At 36.8% G+C, this 17,472-nt stretch carries 12 protein-coding genes; 8 read left to right on the forward strand and 4 right to left on the reverse strand.

Annotated elements, in window-relative coordinates; all coding sequences use genetic code 11:
* Nucleotide 1: 1 nt before the first annotated feature.
* The 4 genes from qoxB to AN161_RS23435 form a co-directional block, all read right to left on the reverse strand.
* The gene (gene qoxB / locus AN161_RS23420) at nucleotides 2-1,945 is read right to left on the reverse strand and encodes a cytochrome aa3 quinol oxidase subunit I (RefSeq protein WP_053596725.1); all 1,944 of its coding nucleotides are present in this window, start codon (nucleotides 1,943-1,945) and stop codon (nucleotides 2-4) included.
* Nucleotides 1,946-1,972: 27 nt separating this feature from the next.
* Nucleotides 1,973-2,896: a cytochrome aa3 quinol oxidase subunit II gene (gene qoxA, locus AN161_RS23425; protein ID WP_053596726.1), complete on the reverse strand. Its 924-nt coding sequence runs from the start codon at nucleotides 2,894-2,896 to the stop codon at nucleotides 1,973-1,975.
* Between the two features lie 823 nt (nucleotides 2,897-3,719).
* Entirely contained in the window at nucleotides 3,720-4,562 is an 843-nt protein-coding gene (locus tag AN161_RS23430) for a DUF2785 domain-containing protein (RefSeq protein WP_053596727.1), read from the reverse strand.
* A 325-nt stretch (nucleotides 4,563-4,887) separates the two neighbouring features.
* Entirely contained in the window at nucleotides 4,888-5,355 is a 468-nt protein-coding gene (locus AN161_RS23435) for a hypothetical protein (protein ID WP_053596728.1), read from the reverse strand.
* A 269-nt stretch (nucleotides 5,356-5,624) separates the two neighbouring features.
* Between AN161_RS23435 and AN161_RS23440 the strand changes: the two genes are divergently transcribed.
* The 8 genes from AN161_RS23440 to AN161_RS23475 all read left to right on the forward strand — a co-directional run bounded on the left by AN161_RS23440 (nucleotide 5,625) and on the right by AN161_RS23475 (nucleotide 17,468).
* Entirely contained in the window at nucleotides 5,625-6,614 is a 990-nt protein-coding gene (locus AN161_RS23440) for a CDC27 family protein (protein WP_053596729.1), read from the forward strand.
* 112 nt (nucleotides 6,615-6,726) lie between these two features.
* A complete protein-coding gene (gene tig, locus AN161_RS23445) occupies nucleotides 6,727-8,016 on the forward strand; it encodes a trigger factor (protein WP_053596730.1) in 1,290 nt (429 codons plus the stop codon).
* Between the two features lie 1,133 nt (nucleotides 8,017-9,149).
* The gene (clpX, locus tag AN161_RS23455) at nucleotides 9,150-10,421 is read left to right on the forward strand and encodes an ATP-dependent protease ATP-binding subunit ClpX (protein ID WP_053596732.1); all 1,272 of its coding nucleotides are present in this window, start codon (nucleotides 9,150-9,152) and stop codon (nucleotides 10,419-10,421) included.
* A gap of 222 nt (nucleotides 10,422-10,643) precedes the next feature.
* On the forward strand, nucleotides 10,644-12,968 hold the full coding sequence (gene lon / locus AN161_RS23460; RefSeq protein ID WP_053596733.1) for an endopeptidase La: 2,325 nt from the start codon (nucleotides 10,644-10,646) through the stop codon (nucleotides 12,966-12,968).
* A gap of 4 nt (nucleotides 12,969-12,972) precedes the next feature.
* On the forward strand, nucleotides 12,973-13,554 hold the full coding sequence (yihA, locus tag AN161_RS23465) for a ribosome biogenesis GTP-binding protein YihA/YsxC (protein ID WP_053596734.1): 582 nt from the start codon (nucleotides 12,973-12,975) through the stop codon (nucleotides 13,552-13,554).
* A gap of 256 nt (nucleotides 13,555-13,810) precedes the next feature.
* Nucleotides 13,811-13,984 (forward strand): YjfB family protein, encoded by a 174-nt coding sequence (locus AN161_RS27885; protein ID WP_075807335.1) that lies wholly within the window; start codon nucleotides 13,811-13,813, stop codon nucleotides 13,982-13,984.
* A gap of 164 nt (nucleotides 13,985-14,148) precedes the next feature.
* On the forward strand, nucleotides 14,149-15,807 hold the full coding sequence (locus AN161_RS23470; protein ID WP_053596735.1) for a hypothetical protein: 1,659 nt from the start codon (nucleotides 14,149-14,151) through the stop codon (nucleotides 15,805-15,807).
* A 209-nt stretch (nucleotides 15,808-16,016) separates the two neighbouring features.
* Complete coding sequence (locus AN161_RS23475) at nucleotides 16,017-17,468, forward strand: S-layer homology domain-containing protein (RefSeq protein WP_053596736.1); 1,452 nt, start codon at nucleotides 16,017-16,019, stop codon at nucleotides 17,466-17,468.
* Nucleotides 17,469-17,472 lie beyond the last annotated feature (4 nt).

The raw sequence follows: 17,472 nt of genomic DNA on the forward strand, positions 1-17,472 counted from the left end.
ATTATTTATCACCTCTCAAACTTTTCTCAGTTGCCATAACTTCTTCAACTGAAATGTATCGACCATGATCTTTTTCAAATGAACGATGAATCATAAAGCCGAATACACCAATCATACTAATGATGGCTGGAACCCATAGATTAAATACAGCGAAAAATGCTGCAAGGAAGAAGAATCCGCTCATCCAGAATGGTGTGCCAGTGTTGTTAGGCATGTGAATCTTTTCAATTTTACCGGCTGTAATATCGCGACCTTCTTTTTTCGCGAACCAGTATTCATCTAAACGTGTAACAGTTGGAACTACTGCAAAGTTATACTCTGGTACTGGAGAATGAGTAGCCCATTCTAGCGTACGACCATCCCAAACATCTGCTTTTTCATTACGTGGCATATGTTTCCAGCTGTAGTAAATGTTATATACGATTAACGCAAAGCCGACAGCAAGACCAAGTCCACCGATGAACGATAGCATGTTCAATGGACCGTAGCCAGTTGACTCAGAGTAAGTGTACATACGACGAGCGTAACCATCCAAACCTAAAATGAATAGTGGGAAGAATGTTACGTTAAAGCATACTGCGATAAACCAGAAAGCAGTTTTACCTAGTTTTTCATTTAAACGGAAACCGAACATTTTTGGCCACCAGTAGTGGTAACCTGCAAGTACACCGAATACTGTACCTGGAATTAATACATAGTGGAAGTGGGCAACTAAGAACATCGTATTATGATATTGATAGTCAGCACTTGCCATTGCAAGCATTACCCCTGTAACCCCACCAATTGTGAAGATAGGAATAAAGCCAAGAGCATAAAGCATAGGAGTTGTAAATTGAATTTTACCGTGTCTCATTGTGAGCAACCAGTTAAATATTTTAACCCCTGTCGGAACAGCGATTGCCATTGTTGTAATAGAGAATACGCTGTTTACCATTACACCGTGACCCATTGTATAGAAGTGGTGGGCCCATACTAAGAATGATAGTAACGAAATAACGACCATACTCATAACCATTGATTTATAGCCGTATAAGTTTTTACGTGCAAATGTCGCAATGATTTCAGAGAAGATACCGAAAGCAGGTAGGATAACGATATAAACCTCAGGATGTCCCCAAACCCAGAATAGGTTGGCCCAAAGCATATCCATACCACCATTTTGCATTGCAAAGAATTGTGTACCGAATTGACGGTCAAGCATCATTAATGCAAGTGCTACAGTTAACACTGGGAATGCAAATACGATAATAACGTTCGTAATTAAAATTGACCAAGTGAACATTGGCATTTTCATTAATGTCATACCAGGTGCACGCATTTTAATGATTGTTGCGATAAAGTTAACACCAGTCATTAACGTACCAATCCCTGATAATTGTAAAGCTAAAGAATAGTAGTTGTTCCCAACAGATGGACTAAATTCTATCCCAGATAGTGGGAAGTATGCTGTCCAACCAGCATCAGGTGAACCACCAATGATAAATGATAGGTTTAGTAACCCGCAACCAGCTGCAAATAACCAGAAGCTGACTGCATTTAGACGTGGGAAGGCAACGTCACGTGCACCAATTTGCAGTGGGATAACAATGTTCATTAAACCAATTACGAATGGCATAGCCATGAATAAAATCATTAATAAACCGTGTGTTGTGAAAATCTCATTATAGTGTTGTGCATCAAGAAGTCCATTATCAGGAACTGCCGTTTGTGCACGCATTAACAATGCATCGATACCGCCGCGGAATAGCATCAAAAGTGCTGTAGCGATATACATAATACCGATTTTTTTATGGTCAACAGTTGATAGCCAGTTTTTGTAGAAATAGCCCCATTTTTTGAAATATGTAAGGCCAGCTACAATAACCACTGCTCCAACTACGATACTAATAGCTGCCGCTAAAATCATCGGTTCTTGCATAGGATGGAATAATTCTTCCATACTCATTGGATGCGCTCCTTTCAGGTTTGAAAATTAATGTGAATGTGTTTCTTCAGATTTTTCTTGTGAATCAGAATGATCTCCATGGTCCATATCACTATGATCCATGTCTTCCATTTTCATGTGTTCACTGTGTTCCATTGGAGCAGGTCTGAATTCTAAATGTGTTGATGAATAACTTGAACGACCTACGTGCTCAGCAGCTAGTAGTTCATCAAATTTTTCTTCAGTTAATGGTTTTTCGTTTGCTTTTACATCAGAAGCCCATTTGTCGAAGTCTTCTTGTGTCATAGATTGCGCTTCAAATTCCATTTCAGCAAATCCACGACCACTAAAGTTAGAGTTACGGCCCATGAATGAACCAACTTCATCTGCTGCAAGGTGAATAGTTGTTAACATGTCACTCATCGCATATTTTTGACCAGCTAATTGTGGGATCCAAAAACTTGTAATTGGTCCGAATGAATAAAGTTTGAACTCAATTGGACGGTCAATTGGTAGATTTACATAGTTCACAGTCTCAATACCTTGCTCTGGATAGCTAAAGTGCCATTTCCAGTTAGAGGATGATGCATAAATAATAAGTGGCTCTTTATTGTCATAACCTTCTGGTTGAGCCTCAACTGTACTTGTTGTTCTTACAGTAACAATAGCTAAGAATGCTACGATGATAATCGGAATAACTGTCCATGTAATTTCAAGTAGATGACTACCTTCTTCGTGAGGAGGCTCATAATCGGCAGATGCTTTTGAAGCACGGTATTTAGTTAGCATAAATGCTAAAAGCACGTACACGACTAGTAATATAAAGGCCATTGTAATAATGGATAAAATAATTGTGTCTGATAATGTTTTGGCATTTGGCCCTTTTGGATCAAAGATTGTTAAGGGTTCACAGCCAGCAAGAATTGCTAACGCACCAAATACTACAAACATTAAGCTTAACTTTTTCTTCATGTTTGACTCCTTTCTATAAAACGGCTATTCATAAATTTCATGTTATTGGGTATAGATTCGAAATTATAAATAGTGGGTAATAAGGTCACCTCTTTTAATTGTTGTATCAATCAAATAATCAGAAATACTTACAATGGCATGGTTCAATATGAAACATTGAATCTAGTATTTGATTGATCTAGTGCAAGCGGTTGCAAAGTCATTGATCTGTGCAATCGATTTTTAGACAATGTGTCATCTTTGATCGACACAAATGACGTTGTTTGCACATAGGATTATACGCTCCGTTTTAAAGAAAAAAAATTATTTTGTTATTGAATTAATAGCAAACAGGGGTTGAATATGAACATTTTTTGAACGAAAAAAGTTATTTTAATATTGGTATTTTTGCGTTTTCTAAAATAAACACTGTTAAAACGTTGAAAATACTGAGTTTATCATCTTTAACTAAGTAAATAGAAGTAAATAGTTTTTTTTATGAAAAATATCATTTCACATTTTAGACGTCATTTTGTAATAAAGTCGCCGTTAGGCTGAGGAGTTGAATGCATTTTTGTTGCGTTTTTTTTAAAAAAGGAGTATACGAAAAGTAGTAAAAAGGATATATCAGGATAAATTCTCAATGTAAGGGATGGCCGTAAAGGGGATTTTTGGAATGTGATATTAATTATGTTAATATAATTACGTGTTGCCATATATTGGGGTATCTATGTTTTACCTGAAAAGTAAAAATAGCAAACTAAGGATATTCCTAGTTTGCTAAATTTTGTTATAGAGACGAAAATAGAAGTTCTAAGCAGACAGAAAGTGGATTTTACTAATTTTAAGCACCAAGCTTTAGCCATTTTGCTACTTGTCCATAGATGGTATTTTGAAGTTTTGAGGCGAGGTTATTCATTTTTAAGGCAAAATACAATGTTTTCATTAAATTTAGTGTGCATGTACGTCCGCTAAAAAATGCCTCGTTATAGCCTTGCGTCATTAAATGCATTTCAAATTTATCGAATACCTGCTCTGTATACTCTATTAATGCTTCCTCAGAGTAGTCACAAGCTAATAGCGCTTCAATTATATTGACTAAGCGTTCCTCCTCGTCGTTGACAAAGACAGTATCTTTCCAAGAAACAAGTTTCAACGCATGCAAGATCGAAGGGGCATGCTGTAAATCAAATTTAGGGTGTTTAATCGTCATTGCTGCTAAATCGGCACCATGAGCAATGCTATGCGCCCAACCCTTGTCATGAACGTGACCTCTTGTATCCTTTTCCAATAATAAATAACGGCCAATCTTTTGGAAGAAAATTTGTAGACGATCGTCATTTAAAATCAGTAGCTCAGCATCTTTTGCAAGCAGACTTGCTACGAGTAAAGCAGAAAACGAACGAGTAAAGACACTATCTGTCATCTCTTCACCTATGTTTAAGTATAAAAAATCGTCGCCTGTTGCTGTATCAAATAAATATTGTAGCTGTTGGGCGTTCAATAAATTATCGCTAAGTAAATCGATAAAAGTACGATAAATTAATTGGTCTCGCAACTCTGCATCTGGTGAGCCAATGTGCGTTAACATTTCTTGTAACAGCCAATCGCCCTCTTGTAACATAAATTCTTGGCGTACTGAATGTGTCATAGTTGAAAATGATTGTAATGCATTTTTGATATTCATATGTAATTCCCCCGAAGTTAAGTTAATTTTCTAAAAGAGCCATTTTCTCCTATATGTTCTTTGAAGATACGCCCGCCTTTGCAATTACATATACAAAGGCATAGTGAAAATATTATATGGAGCTAAGTCTTATCATTATAGCGCTTTTTCAAAGACCTGTTTGATGATTTATGAAGTTTTCTAGTGATATAGAAGTATATTTACTATAGGAATTCCAGAATCTACAGAAAGTTGATATGATAGAAAAGCAATAAAAAGGGATAGACTTATTAAAGGATTGCATAATAAAAAGAAGACATATCTATTTAAATATGTTTCATTTTAGTTACAATATAACGGCTGACTTTATACCGAACGGCCATTCAGTAAAAGTATCTTGATTGGTTTTTAATTCTACAAGAATATTTGCATTTTTAATGGCGTCGATTAGCCACTCACTATAATAAAGATTCGGTTGAGCGTGTTGTAAGATTCGTTGCATATCTTTTTTGTCGATACTTAGAAGTTTATAGTTGCATTCAATGTGTACACTTTGGGGAATAATAAAAAGTGACTCATGTTGGTGTCCGATTGAAATGGAGCCAGGAATGTAACCTTGGATACTTATAATATGTGTAATCGCTTCTTGTGTGTATAAATCAATCTTTGTGCGTGTGAGTATTTCAAATTCAATCGGATAATCCTTCTTATGGGGGCCGTCCGCTGTAGAATATGAAATAACTTTAATTGATAGTGCCTCAAACGTAGGAGAGATACGACTATCAAATTCAGTAACTGTATCCATTAATTGCATGTATTCCACTCCTTGTGAAGAATTTGTTTCTTAAATGACAGACGAGATGCCTGTAAATAGTAATAAATGATAGCTATTATTAATTATAATACAATTTATTACAAAATATGAAATGCGAAAGCAGTGATTTTTTGTTAAAGATGCCCCAAGTGGCTCATCGGACGCCCCCCAAAAAAAGAAAGTCCTAGTCGGAACGGAAATCAATCCCATGTTATGGTGATAATTCATATAGGATCAATAAGTAAAATAGTGGTAAAGAGGTGAGAAAAATGACAAAGCGAAAACAGCATGTTATAAAACATGACAATATAGTTGTTTTTCCTGGTGCTGTTCAGACATTAATACGTGAAGGACATATGTATGCGGAAAATTATCAATATGAAGAAGCTGTGGCAAGCTTTGAAAAAGCATTTTTATATGAAACTGGAGATGAATTAGCATTAAGTGCCTACGCATACGCCTTATATGAATTAAAGGCATACGACAAAGTCAAAAATGTTTGTGAGCAATTGTTTACTATGGGAACTACATTGTATGTGGAAGTAATGGAACTGTATGTTACTGTATGTATGCAGCTAAAGGAATACCATCAAGTAGAGTCATTAATTACGACATTGATTGAAGAAAATGCACTTCCGGTAGATCAGGTAGAGAAATTTGAACGTTTGAGAAGCTTGAATCAAGAAGTGGCTAGGAATCTCCAGAAAAAAGAGGATGCGCAACGATTGTTAGAAGAGCAAGAATATGAACTTTCGGAATTTAGCGCATTATCACCAGATGAACAATCTATTCGATTACATCGCTTAATGGATACGAATGTACGACAATTAAAAACAGCATTGAAAGCTATTATTGAATGTCCAACGATCCATCCATTTGTCCAGAGTTTAGCACTAATACTATTAGTGGAACAAGAAGTATCAATTGAGATTACTGTTTCAAAATTTAACGAAACAATGATTGTTAATCCTATCAATTTAGTACTACCAAATCAGTTGCCTCAGTATGGGGAAGTAAAAAAAATAATAGAAAATAAATTAGAACAAGACCCATCGACGTTAGAAATGGTACAATATCTAATGGCAAAGCATGCCATTGTGACGTATCCGTTTGAATGGCACCCATACGAAGCCGATGATATTGCCTATAGTTATATTGACTTTGTACAATCCATGCTCGGAAAAGTGCAGGAAATGAACTATGAAATCATTGACTTTTTACAAATGTTAGAAAAACTAACAGAACTACATGAGGTATGAAATAAGTTGAAACTATACGCATCTATGTTATACTAAAATGGTTGTCAAAATCGTAGTTACGAATGAATTGTCTAACAATTAAACTTGATTATTTATTTGGAGGTATTTATACATGTCAGCAAAATGGGAAAAACAAGAAGGTAATATCGGTACTCTTACAATTGAGGTACCTGCTGTAGAAGTAGACGCAGCAATGGATCAAGCATTTAAAAAAGTAGTAAAACAAATTAACGTACCAGGTTTCCGTAAAGGTAAAATGCCTCGTAAAATGTTTGAACAACGCTTTGGTATCGAATCTTTATACCAAGATGCATTAGAAGTCATCGTACCTGATTCTTATGCGAAAGCTATCGATGAAGCTGGAATTATGCCAGTAGATTACCCAGAAATTTCTGGTACAGAAAACTTCGTACACGGTAAAGATTTCACATTTACTGCTCAAGTAACAGTGAAACCAGAGCCAAAACTTGGTGAGTACAAAGGTTTAGAAGTTACGAAACTTCCAGTAGAAGTTACTGATGAAGAAGTAGAAACACAAATTCAAGACCAATTAGCTCGTAAAGCTGAACTTGAAATTAAAGAAGACGAAGCAATCGTAGAAGGCGATACAGCTGTTATCGACTTTGAAGGTTTCGTAGGGGAAGAAGCATTTGAAGGTGGTAAAGGTGAAGACTATCCACTAGAAATTGGTTCAGGTTCATTCATCCCTGGCTTTGAAGAGCAAATTGTAGGTATTAAAACTGGTGAATCTAAAGACGTAGTTGTTACTTTCCCAGAAGAATACCATGCAGCTGAATTAGCTGGTAAAGAAGCTACTTTCAAAGTAACTGTAAAAGAAGTTAAAACGAAAGTTCTTCCAGAATTAAACGATGAATTCGCTAAAGAATTAGACCCAGAAGTTGAGGGCGTTGAAGCTTTACGCGCTAAAATCAAAGAGCAAACTGCTGAACAAAAACAAGCAGAATCAGATGCAGCACTTCGTGACGAATTAGTAGAAAAAGCTGCTGAGAATGCAGAATTTGAAGTACCTGCTGGTATGATTAACTCTGAAACTGATCGTATGTTACAAGAATTTGGTCAACGTTTACAAACGCAAGGTATGAACTTAGACCTTTACTATCAATTCTCAGGTCAATCAGAAGAAGATTTACGTGGACAAATGAAAGAAGAAGCAGAAAGCCGTGTACGTGTATCTTTAACACTTGAAGCAATTGCTGAAGCTGAAAAAATTGAAGCTACTGAAGCTGATATTGAAGCTGAATTAGAAAAAATGGCTGCTCAATTCAATATGACAAAAGAGCAAATTACAGGTGCTTTAGGTGGCACATCAGTTCTTGAAAATGATATTAAAATTCAAAAAACAGTTGAATTTTTAGTAGAAAACGCTAAAATTACTGAATAGGATTTTTTTGTAACTTGATAGTCCAATTAAAACAAGGTACGGCGTTAAACCGTGCCTTGTTTTATCACATATATTTTGTTTAGGTTTAGCTTATTCCCCTTAGGTTTAGTTCGACATAGTTAATGATGTTGATGATGTTACAACTACTTTCACCGAAAAATACATCCTCCAAAAGGAAGCGCTGTTTTTGAAGATGGGATAGGCAGAGCCTTTACACTTCTAATACATAGTATTGTTTGACTTTTCACACGATGCTAAATTGTAACTTCATTCAGCAGAGTCAGAGCTTAGTGTATTTTTATCAATTTCTCAACAAATGAGGAATAATGCTTTAATTAAACTATATAGCAAATACATCCTCTTCTGAATGAAGTTAAGCCTCTGGCGAATGTAATAGATTTTAAGGAAATGCAAGTTACTCATTTGAGTATCTGTAATTTGACTTATGGGTGTAACAGTGAAATCACAAGCTAAATACAGTGACGAGAGTAGGGAGCTTGACGAAACGAAAGGTCTCTGGTCGCTAGAGGTTTCTGAAGAATCAGTCAGTTACATGTGCGTGGAAATAAAAGGTATAATCAGTGAAATTCAGGTTCATCACCAAAAGTTGTGGATGACATTTGTTAAAACGTATGCCATTTATCTTCATTCAGTAGAAGACTTCTACCTCTGAAGTGAGATGAATGCGGATGTGCTTCCTTTTTCAAAATTTGATCTTCGTTACGACTGGGCGACTCCTTGGGGATTAGTGATAGAGGAACGAAGGCTAAAACCATCACATCCTGTGATAACGCCTTCGTGACCAACATCGGTGCCGCTGCCGCTTCGCTTTCGCGCAAAAAACATCTGTTGGCCCGAGACCATGGAGCGCAGCGAAGCGGCTCATCGGACGCCCCCGGGAAAGCGCCCAGTCGGAACGGAAATCAACCACACGTCATGGTGATGAGCTGGAATTCATCAAGTTAATGAATTGGCAGCTTTGTGGTAAATTCTAATGTTTTTTGTACAATGAATGTCGAAATTTTTTTAAAATCTCGAACCATAATCGCCGAGGTGTAAATGGATGCAGACAATTTATTTGATAAAGGTTCAATAATCTTGTAAGATTGTTGCTTGAATAGGGGTGAAACATATTGTTCAAATTTAATGATGAAAAAGGCAATTTAAAATGCTCATTCTGTGGAAAGCCACAAGAACAGGTGCGTAAATTAGTTGCAGGTCCTGGTGTTTATATTTGTGATGAATGTATCGAGCTTTGTTCAGAAATCGTTGTAGAGGAACTGGGCGGTGAAGAGGAAATTGAATTCCAGGATATTCCGAAACCGAAAGAAATCTTAGCGATTTTAGATGAGTATGTAATTGGACAAGAACGTGCTAAAAAAGCTTTAGCAGTTGCGGTTTACAATCACTACAAACGCATTAATACGAATAGTAAAATTGATGATGTAGAATTAGCAAAATCGAACATTGTGTTAATCGGCCCAACTGGTAGCGGTAAAACTTTATTAGCTCAAACATTGGCGCGTATATTAAACGTTCCTTTTGCTATTGCGGATGCTACTTCTCTAACAGAAGCAGGCTATGTTGGTGAGGACGTTGAAAATATCTTATTAAAATTAATTCAATCAGCAGATTATGATATTGAGCGTGCTGAAAAAGGGATCATCTATATTGATGAAATCGATAAAGTTGCACGTAAATCTGAAAATCCATCCATTACACGTGATGTATCTGGTGAAGGTGTACAACAAGCCCTTCTTAAAATTTTAGAAGGAACAGTTGCGAGTGTTCCACCACAAGGTGGTCGTAAGCATCCTCACCAAGAATTTTTACAAATCGATACGACAAACATCTTATTCATTGTGGGTGGAGCGTTTGATGGAATAGAATCCATTATTAAACGCCGTCAGGGTGAAAAAGTAATTGGCTTCGGTTCAGATCCTAACAAAATAGATATGGATGAAGGCTCAATTATGGCAAAGCTGATTCCAGAGGATTTATTGAAATTTGGTCTAATACCAGAATTCATCGGTCGATTACCAGTACTTGCAAGTCTAGAGCAATTAAACGAGGCTGCGCTTGTACAAATTTTAACGGAGCCTAAAAATGCACTGGCTAAGCAATATCAAAAAATGCTTAATCTAGATGGTGTTGAGCTTGAGTTTGATGAAGGTGCCCTCACTGCAATTGCAAAAGAAGCAATTGAGCGCAAAACAGGTGCACGCGGTCTTCGTTCAATTATTGAGTCAACGATGCTTGATGTAATGTACGAACTACCTTCACGTGAAGACGTGAAAAAATGTATCATTACGGCAAAAACAATTACGGATAAAGAAAAACCGAAATTGCTTCTTGAAGATGGCACTGAACTCGATGAAGGTAGCGACACAAAAACTTCAGCATAACGAACAGACGTGGCTGTCTATTGTTATGAGATAAAGAGTAATTTAGCTGACTTCGATTGTGCAATATTCGCACATATCGACAGTCAGCTTTTTATTCATTCATACATAAAGCCAACTGTAATTAGATGAAATTTTTGGCTCGCTTGATTAACTAGTGTGAATCGGCTTTTTAGACACATACTAGTAGTGAACAAGAAAATTTTGACGGAGGTGAATACCCGCATGGTGACAATACAAAAAACAACAAATGTACCATTATTGCCTTTACGTGGACTTTTAGTATACCCGTCGATGGTGTTACATATTGATGTGGGTAGAAATCGTTCTGTAGCAGCGCTAGAACAAGCAATGTTAGAGGACCAATTGATATTATTGGTAACACAAAAAGAAATGCATGATGAACAGCCTGAGGAGCAAGATTTATATCCAATTGGTACGATTGCATATGTCAAGCAAATGCTAAAATTACCAAATGGGACACTACGAATTTTAGTGGAAGGCGTAGCTCGTGCTTCATGGACTAACTATCAAGCGTTAGAAAAATATACGGTTGTTGACATCGATGTTAAGGAGGAAGCACTCGATAAGGATATTGAAACACAGGCTTTAATGCGTACGTTGTTAACGTATTTCGAAAAATACGCGAAAGCCTCCAATAAGATTACGTCTGAAACCATTAGTACTGTGGCAGACATTGAAGAGCCTGGTCGTTTAGCAGACATCATTGCATCGCATTTACCATTTAAGATTGCTGATAAACAAGAAGTATTGGAGATGCTCAATGTAAAAAAGCGTTTAGATCATTTAATTATTCGTTTGCATGACGAGCAAGAAGTACTTGATCTTGAGAAGAAAATTAATACAAAAGTTAAGCAATCCATGGAGCGTACGCAAAAAGAATATTATTTACGTGAACAAATGAAGGCTATTCAAACAGAGCTAGGGGATCGTGAAGGAAAAACTGGCGAAGTAGCTGAATTACGGAAGCGTATTGATGAAACAGGAATGCCTGAATCCACGAAAGAATTAGTGCTTAAAGAATTGGATCGCTATGAGAAGATACCAACAGCTAGTGCAGAGAGTGGCGTAATTCGAAACTATATTGATTGGATTGTATCAGTACCATGGACTAATGCGACTGAGGACCGCATGAATATCGAACATGCAGAGAACATTTTAAATCGTGATCATGACGGATTAGAAAAAGTAAAAGAACGCATATTAGAATATTTAGCTGTACGTCAGTTGAAAAACTCGTTACGTGGACCAATACTATGTTTAGCTGGCCCTCCTGGTGTCGGTAAGACGTCATTAGCTCGATCTATTGCAGAAAGCTTAGATCGCAAATTTATCCGTATTTCATTAGGTGGGGTACGTGACGAATCAGAAATTCGAGGTCATCGTCGTACGTATGTTGGGGCAATGCCCGGTCGTATTATCCAAGGTATGAAAAAGGCAGGAACGATTAATCCTGTGTTCCTACTAGATGAAATTGATAAAATGTCTAATGACTTTAGAGGAGATCCTGCAGCAGCAATGCTTGAAGTTTTGGATCCAGCCCAAAATAATACATTTAGCGACCATTACATTGAAGAACCTTATGATTTATCAAATGTATTATTTATTGCTACTGCTAATGATTTAAGTGCAATCCCAGGGCCGTTACTAGATCGTATGGAAGTAATCTCAATTGCTGGCTATACAGAAATTGAAAAGGCGCAAATTACCAAAAATCATTTAATACCAAGACAGTTAAAAGAGCATGGCTTGAAAAAAACACAAGTTATTATTAAAGATGAAGCAGTAGTAGATGTTATCCGTTATTATACACGTGAAGCAGGTGTTCGAGGGCTAGAGCGTCAAATCGCAACTCTATGCCGTAAAATCGCTAAGATCATCGTTTCTGGTGAGAAGAAACGAGTAACAGTTAGCTCAAAGTCTTTAGAAGAGTTACTTGGCAAGCATCGCTTCCGTTATGGACAAGCAGAGAAGGAAAATCAAGTCGGAGTAGCTACTGGGCTTGCTTATACAACTGTGGGTGGTGATACATTACAAATTGAGGTATCATTAACACCGGGTAAAGGGAAATTGCAGCTAACTGGGAAGCTTGGCGATGTCATGAAGGAATCTGCTCAAACAGCTTTATCGTATGTCCGTACAAAAATAGAAGACCTTCAGGTGGATGCAGAATATTTTGAAACACATGATATTCATATTCACGTTCCTGAAGGAGCTGTTCCAAAAGATGGACCTTCTGCAGGTATTACAATGGCAACCGCAATTGTTTCCGCAATTTTACACCGCCCAATACGCCGTGAAGTTGGCATGACAGGTGAAATAACATTACGTGGACGTGTACTGCCAATTGGTGGTTTAAAGGAAAAAACACTCAGTGCGCATCGAGCAGGCTTAACGACAATTATTTGTCCGAAAGATAATGAGCGAGATATTGAGGATATTCCTGAAAGTGTACGCGAACAACTAACATTTAAACTAGTGTCATCGGCTGATGAAGTATTGGCCTATGCACTGGACGGAGGTTTATAAGAAAATGAAAGTCCATAACGTCGAAATGGTCATAAGTGCTGTAAGACCAGACCAATATCCAGAAGATGGACTGCCAGAATTTGCACTAGCCGGTCGTTCAAATGTGGGGAAATCCTCCTTCATTAACCGAATGATCGGTCGTAAAGCTTTAGCACGTATTTCTTCTAAGCCCGGAAAAACACAAACGCTTAATTTTTACAAAATCGAAGAGCAATTGTTTTTTGTAGATGTTCCGGGATATGGTTATGCAAAGGTTTCAAAGACTGAGCGTGAAGCGTGGGGGAAAATGATTGAGCGCTACCTTACAGGACGCCAGGAATTAAAGGCAGTCGTACAAATTGTTGATTTACGTCATCCTCCTACAGATGATGATTGCATGATGTATGATTTTTTAAAGCATTACAATATTCCTTGTATTGTCATTGCAACAAAGGCGGATAAAATTCCAAAAGGTAAATGGGATAAACATAAAAAGGTCGTGAAAGAAACGCTGGATATGGACAAAAATGATCCACTTATTGTTTTTTCTTCAGAAAAAGGACTTGGCTTTGAAGAAGCATGGCGTACTATCGAAAATAAAATGTAATCAATTTCGTTGGCGTAATTGTAGCTGACGCTTCGCTTTCGCTAAAAAACATCTGTAACTGACGCTTCGCTTTCGTTACAAAGAACATCTGTAGCTGACGCTTTGCTTTTGCTACTAAAACATTTTGCTGAATGAAGATAAGAAAACATCTATTGAGTCTAATATTTAGGACAGTAGATGTTTTTTGTTTGAAAATGGGAGAAATCGCTTGATGAATGGAACATTTGACCGATAAATTAGATAGGAGGTGGACTAAATGGATATCGCAGCTTTATCAATGGCAATGAATCAAGCAACGCTAATGCAAAATGTATCTCTAGCTGTAACGAAGCAGGCAATGGAGATGCAACAGCAAAATACAGAACAGTTAGTTGAAATGTTAGATGCTCCACATCCGTCAGCCGGACATACAATTGACATTCAAGTATGATGAAGACAAGGTAGCTTGAAGTTGGAAGCTACCTCTATCTTTGTATCTAATGATAGCTTTAATAAAGAAAGTAAACGCACTAAAATGTAACTTTTTGAATAGGAAAAACTACCAATAATACGATATACTATTTGTAAATAAAATTTTTAAGGAGGCGGGATTTGTTGAAGAAGATTCCATACATACTAATGATTTTGTTACTAACGATTCTCGGATTTTCATCAAGTCAAACAGCCCATGCTGCCCAAATGGTGACTGGAACCTTTGTAGATGTAACATTTTCAGAATATGCCAATTCAAACGGAGTAATAGAAAAAAAGCTGAGCAAGATTACTTTACAAAATAATAGCGGTCGTCAAATTACATACAATATAAATAATAATGCCCGCCTGTATATTAATAATACAGAAACAACAATCGAAGGCTTTAAGATGGGGATGAAGGTAGAAGCGGATATTTCTCTTCGAAGTGTTGTTGAACTTCGAGGTACTTCTAGTTCTACAAAAGAAACAGAATCTCCGACAGTTGCACAAAATACAAAAACACTTGCTGGAGTAGTGACAAGTATTGATCCAAATGGATTATTCATTATGCTGAAGCCTGATATTGGGAAGGAAACTGCCTACTATATAAATAAAGATACAAGCTATCAAAAGAACTCCTCTGCTGTCGATATAAGTGCACTCTACGTAGGGGATCGTGTAAAGCTTAATCTTAAAAATCGAAACACATCCATTGTCACGAAAATAGAAATTAGTGAGACAGGTACATTAGTTGAAAACCTATATAAAGGTGAAATACAAGCTGTTAATGCCAATGCAAATAAGTTAACTGTCAAAAATCAACATGCATTTGTAAATTGGCAATTTGGCTCAGACTCAACAAAAGCTCTATCAACGATGATTTTTTCATCAAAGGTACCGATTTATGTTGGAAATACAAAGATTGAAAAAGGTCAATTGAAAAATTACATTGGCAGTGAAGCATACTATGCGACCGTTAAACAATTCGGCAAAGAAGTCATTGAGAAAATTGTTGTCTTGAAAAATAACGAGCGAACTTACTATGAGCCAATGCTTTCTGTAGATACTGAATATCGATTATTAAAACTTAAATCGGCAGGTTCAATGTACTTCCACGATGGAACGATTTTAATTCGAAATGGTCGTTTAATTGAGCCTACTGGATTGATGGCTTATGGTACAGCCTTTGTTATTTCAGACGGTGCTGCACGGGATCATTATGCACAAGTTGTACAAGTGACAAGTGATAGCTTTATGTCACCGAACTTAGCAGGTCATGATTTATATTATGGACGTTTGTCACAAGCGGACGGCTATTTAATTGAAATTGATGACGCAATGAAGATTGAGTCGAATGTTTTCAAGAAAACAGATCGTACTGTACTGTCAGTTAGTAATTCAACAAAGGCAATGGTCGATGATGGAAACAAAACATATAGCGTAATACCAGATATTGAGCTTTATTTATCTGAAGGTGATTATGGATACTTCTATGTAAAAGATGGACATGTTCAAGCTCTCCATATCCTTGATAATGCTAAGCCAGTTGCACCGTTAATGCTAGCAGGTAAACTACAGTCAGTAAAATCGACATATCCAGCTGTGATTAATGTGAAGAGCGTTAGTCAATGGCAAAATGGCCGTTGGTATGAAGCTGGGGAAATGGTTGATATGAATATTGACCAAGCTACGCTTATTAAAGCTGGTAAAGTTATTCAACCATCTGATTTAAAACCATCTGATCGTTTAGTAGTATTATCTAATCGTTTTGTTAAAGCTCATTTTATATTAGTTGATTAATAAAATATGAATCTGCGAGTCTCCTGCTAGTAGTCTTTTCGACGAAGGCCATCAGCTGCATGAAGTGTGCGAAGTTAGAGGATACTTATGATGAAAACCTTTGTCGCACTACTGGTAGAAGACGAGCAAATTTTAACCTATTATTTTTACCTATTTGACAGCTCCATATTGCGGATATGCATGGAATGAAAGAGAGGGACAAAAAAAGAATGCAAAAACATTTATCTAAAATAATGTTAGTGGTTCTTGCTGTATTTGTTATTGGTGCTACTATCCCAGTAAATGCATCAGCTGCTTCATTAGAAACAACAGGTGCTGTTAAAAATGAATATACATATGAGGAAGCTGTTTTCATTACAGGAACACCTATTATATTTAAAGGCACTAGTAAAGACATCAAAATCACACAAAAAGAATCTAAAGGAAGGTTAACTGAAACATATAGTTTAAAGCTGACAGCAAGTAACGGTGCTACATTGACACGAAATATTGCCTATGAATCTGATGTTGTGGATTATGCTACGATTGGTCAAAAAACATCGAATGGTGTAGTGAAAAAGTATACAGAGAAAATTGTTGCTGGAAAAATAACATATACATTGGTAGATTACCAATTTTCACAAGGTACTGTAACGGACAATCGTGCAGCCTCTGATTATTATTCAGGTAATGTGATTTCTAGAAAAACATATTCCTATCAAACTGGGACTGGAAAAAATGCAACTCAAAATTCTGTAACAATTGATACTGATAGTCGTCATGCTGGCTATGAAAACTTCTGGGGAGCAACAGAAACACAAATTACAGAAGCTGTTTATAATTATAGCGATGGTAAGACAAGCCATATGAAAAATCGTTTATCTACAAGTAAATCACGTGTACTAAACTATGAAGAAAACCTAGGGAGTTTGGGGAGCTTTGATGGTGGATATGCGGTAGTAAGTGAAAAGGATGTTATTTCTGAATATACGTATGATTTAGCCTCTGGACAAAAAGGTTCTATTGACTTAGATACCGAATACATGCCGACAATTGAACGTTTAATCATTCCTAAGTTCCGTGATTTATCAAATCATTATGCGAAAGAGGCTATCGAAAAATTATACTCTTTAGGTATTTACTCTGATGCAAGTAACTTCTTCTCACCGAATACCCCTATGAAGCGTATTGACTTTTCAACGGCGATTGGTAAGGCAGTTGACTTACGTGTTATGGAAGAACCGAAAACGAAAAAACCGACAACTACGGCAAGTATTTTTAAAGATATCAAGCGTACAGTAAAAGATTATGCCTATATTGAGACTGCGGTTCATAAAGGAATTATTAAAGGTGTATCACCAGAGTATTTCAAGCCTGATCATCCAATTACTCGAGCACAAGCCGCTACGATTTATGTGCGTGCCTTAGGGCTTGAGAATAAGGCGCCAGATCCAGGCTATATAACAAAGTTTAAGGATGATGCGCAAATTCCAGCCTATGCAAGAGACGGTATTTACATTGTAAATGAGTTAGGCTTAATGACTGGTGACCCTGTAGGTCGATTTAATCCAAATCAACCATTAACGCGAGCAGAAGCATCAGTAGTGTTAGAACGTTTCTTGAATTATTTGGAAAATGACTTAAAACAAAATTATCGAGATGACATATTGTTCTTTAATTAAAGAA

Origin of the sequence: Lysinibacillus sp. FJAT-14222 (assembly GCF_001278875.1) — a bacterium.
GTDB classification, from domain to species: Bacteria; Bacillota; Bacilli; order Bacillales_A; family Planococcaceae; genus Lysinibacillus; species Lysinibacillus agricola.

What these genes read in the sequence shown, in the direction of transcription:
- tig (WP_053596730.1), top strand. Translation starts at nt 6,727, where the DNA reads ATGTCAGCAAAATGGGAAAAACAAGAAGGTAATATCGGTACTCTTACA.
- AN161_RS27885 (WP_075807335.1), top strand. Translation starts at nt 13,811, where the DNA reads ATGGATATCGCAGCTTTATCAATGGCAATGAATCAAGCAACGCTAATG.
- AN161_RS23440 (WP_053596729.1), top strand. Translation starts at nt 5,625, where the DNA reads ATGACAAAGCGAAAACAGCATGTTATAAAACATGACAATATAGTTGTT.
- AN161_RS23435 (WP_053596728.1), bottom strand. Translation starts at nt 5,355, where the DNA reads ATGCAATTAATGGATACAGTTACTGAATTTGATAGTCGTATCTCTCCT.
- qoxA (WP_053596726.1), bottom strand. Translation starts at nt 2,896, where the DNA reads ATGAAGAAAAAGTTAAGCTTAATGTTTGTAGTATTTGGTGCGTTAGCA.
- AN161_RS23475 (WP_053596736.1), top strand. Translation starts at nt 16,017, where the DNA reads ATGCAAAAACATTTATCTAAAATAATGTTAGTGGTTCTTGCTGTATTT.
- lon (WP_053596733.1), top strand. Translation starts at nt 10,644, where the DNA reads ATGGTGACAATACAAAAAACAACAAATGTACCATTATTGCCTTTACGT.
- qoxB (WP_053596725.1), bottom strand. Translation starts at nt 1,945, where the DNA reads ATGAGTATGGAAGAATTATTCCATCCTATGCAAGAACCGATGATTTTA.
- AN161_RS23430 (WP_053596727.1), bottom strand. Translation starts at nt 4,562, where the DNA reads ATGAATATCAAAAATGCATTACAATCATTTTCAACTATGACACATTCA.
- yihA (WP_053596734.1), top strand. Translation starts at nt 12,973, where the DNA reads ATGAAAGTCCATAACGTCGAAATGGTCATAAGTGCTGTAAGACCAGAC.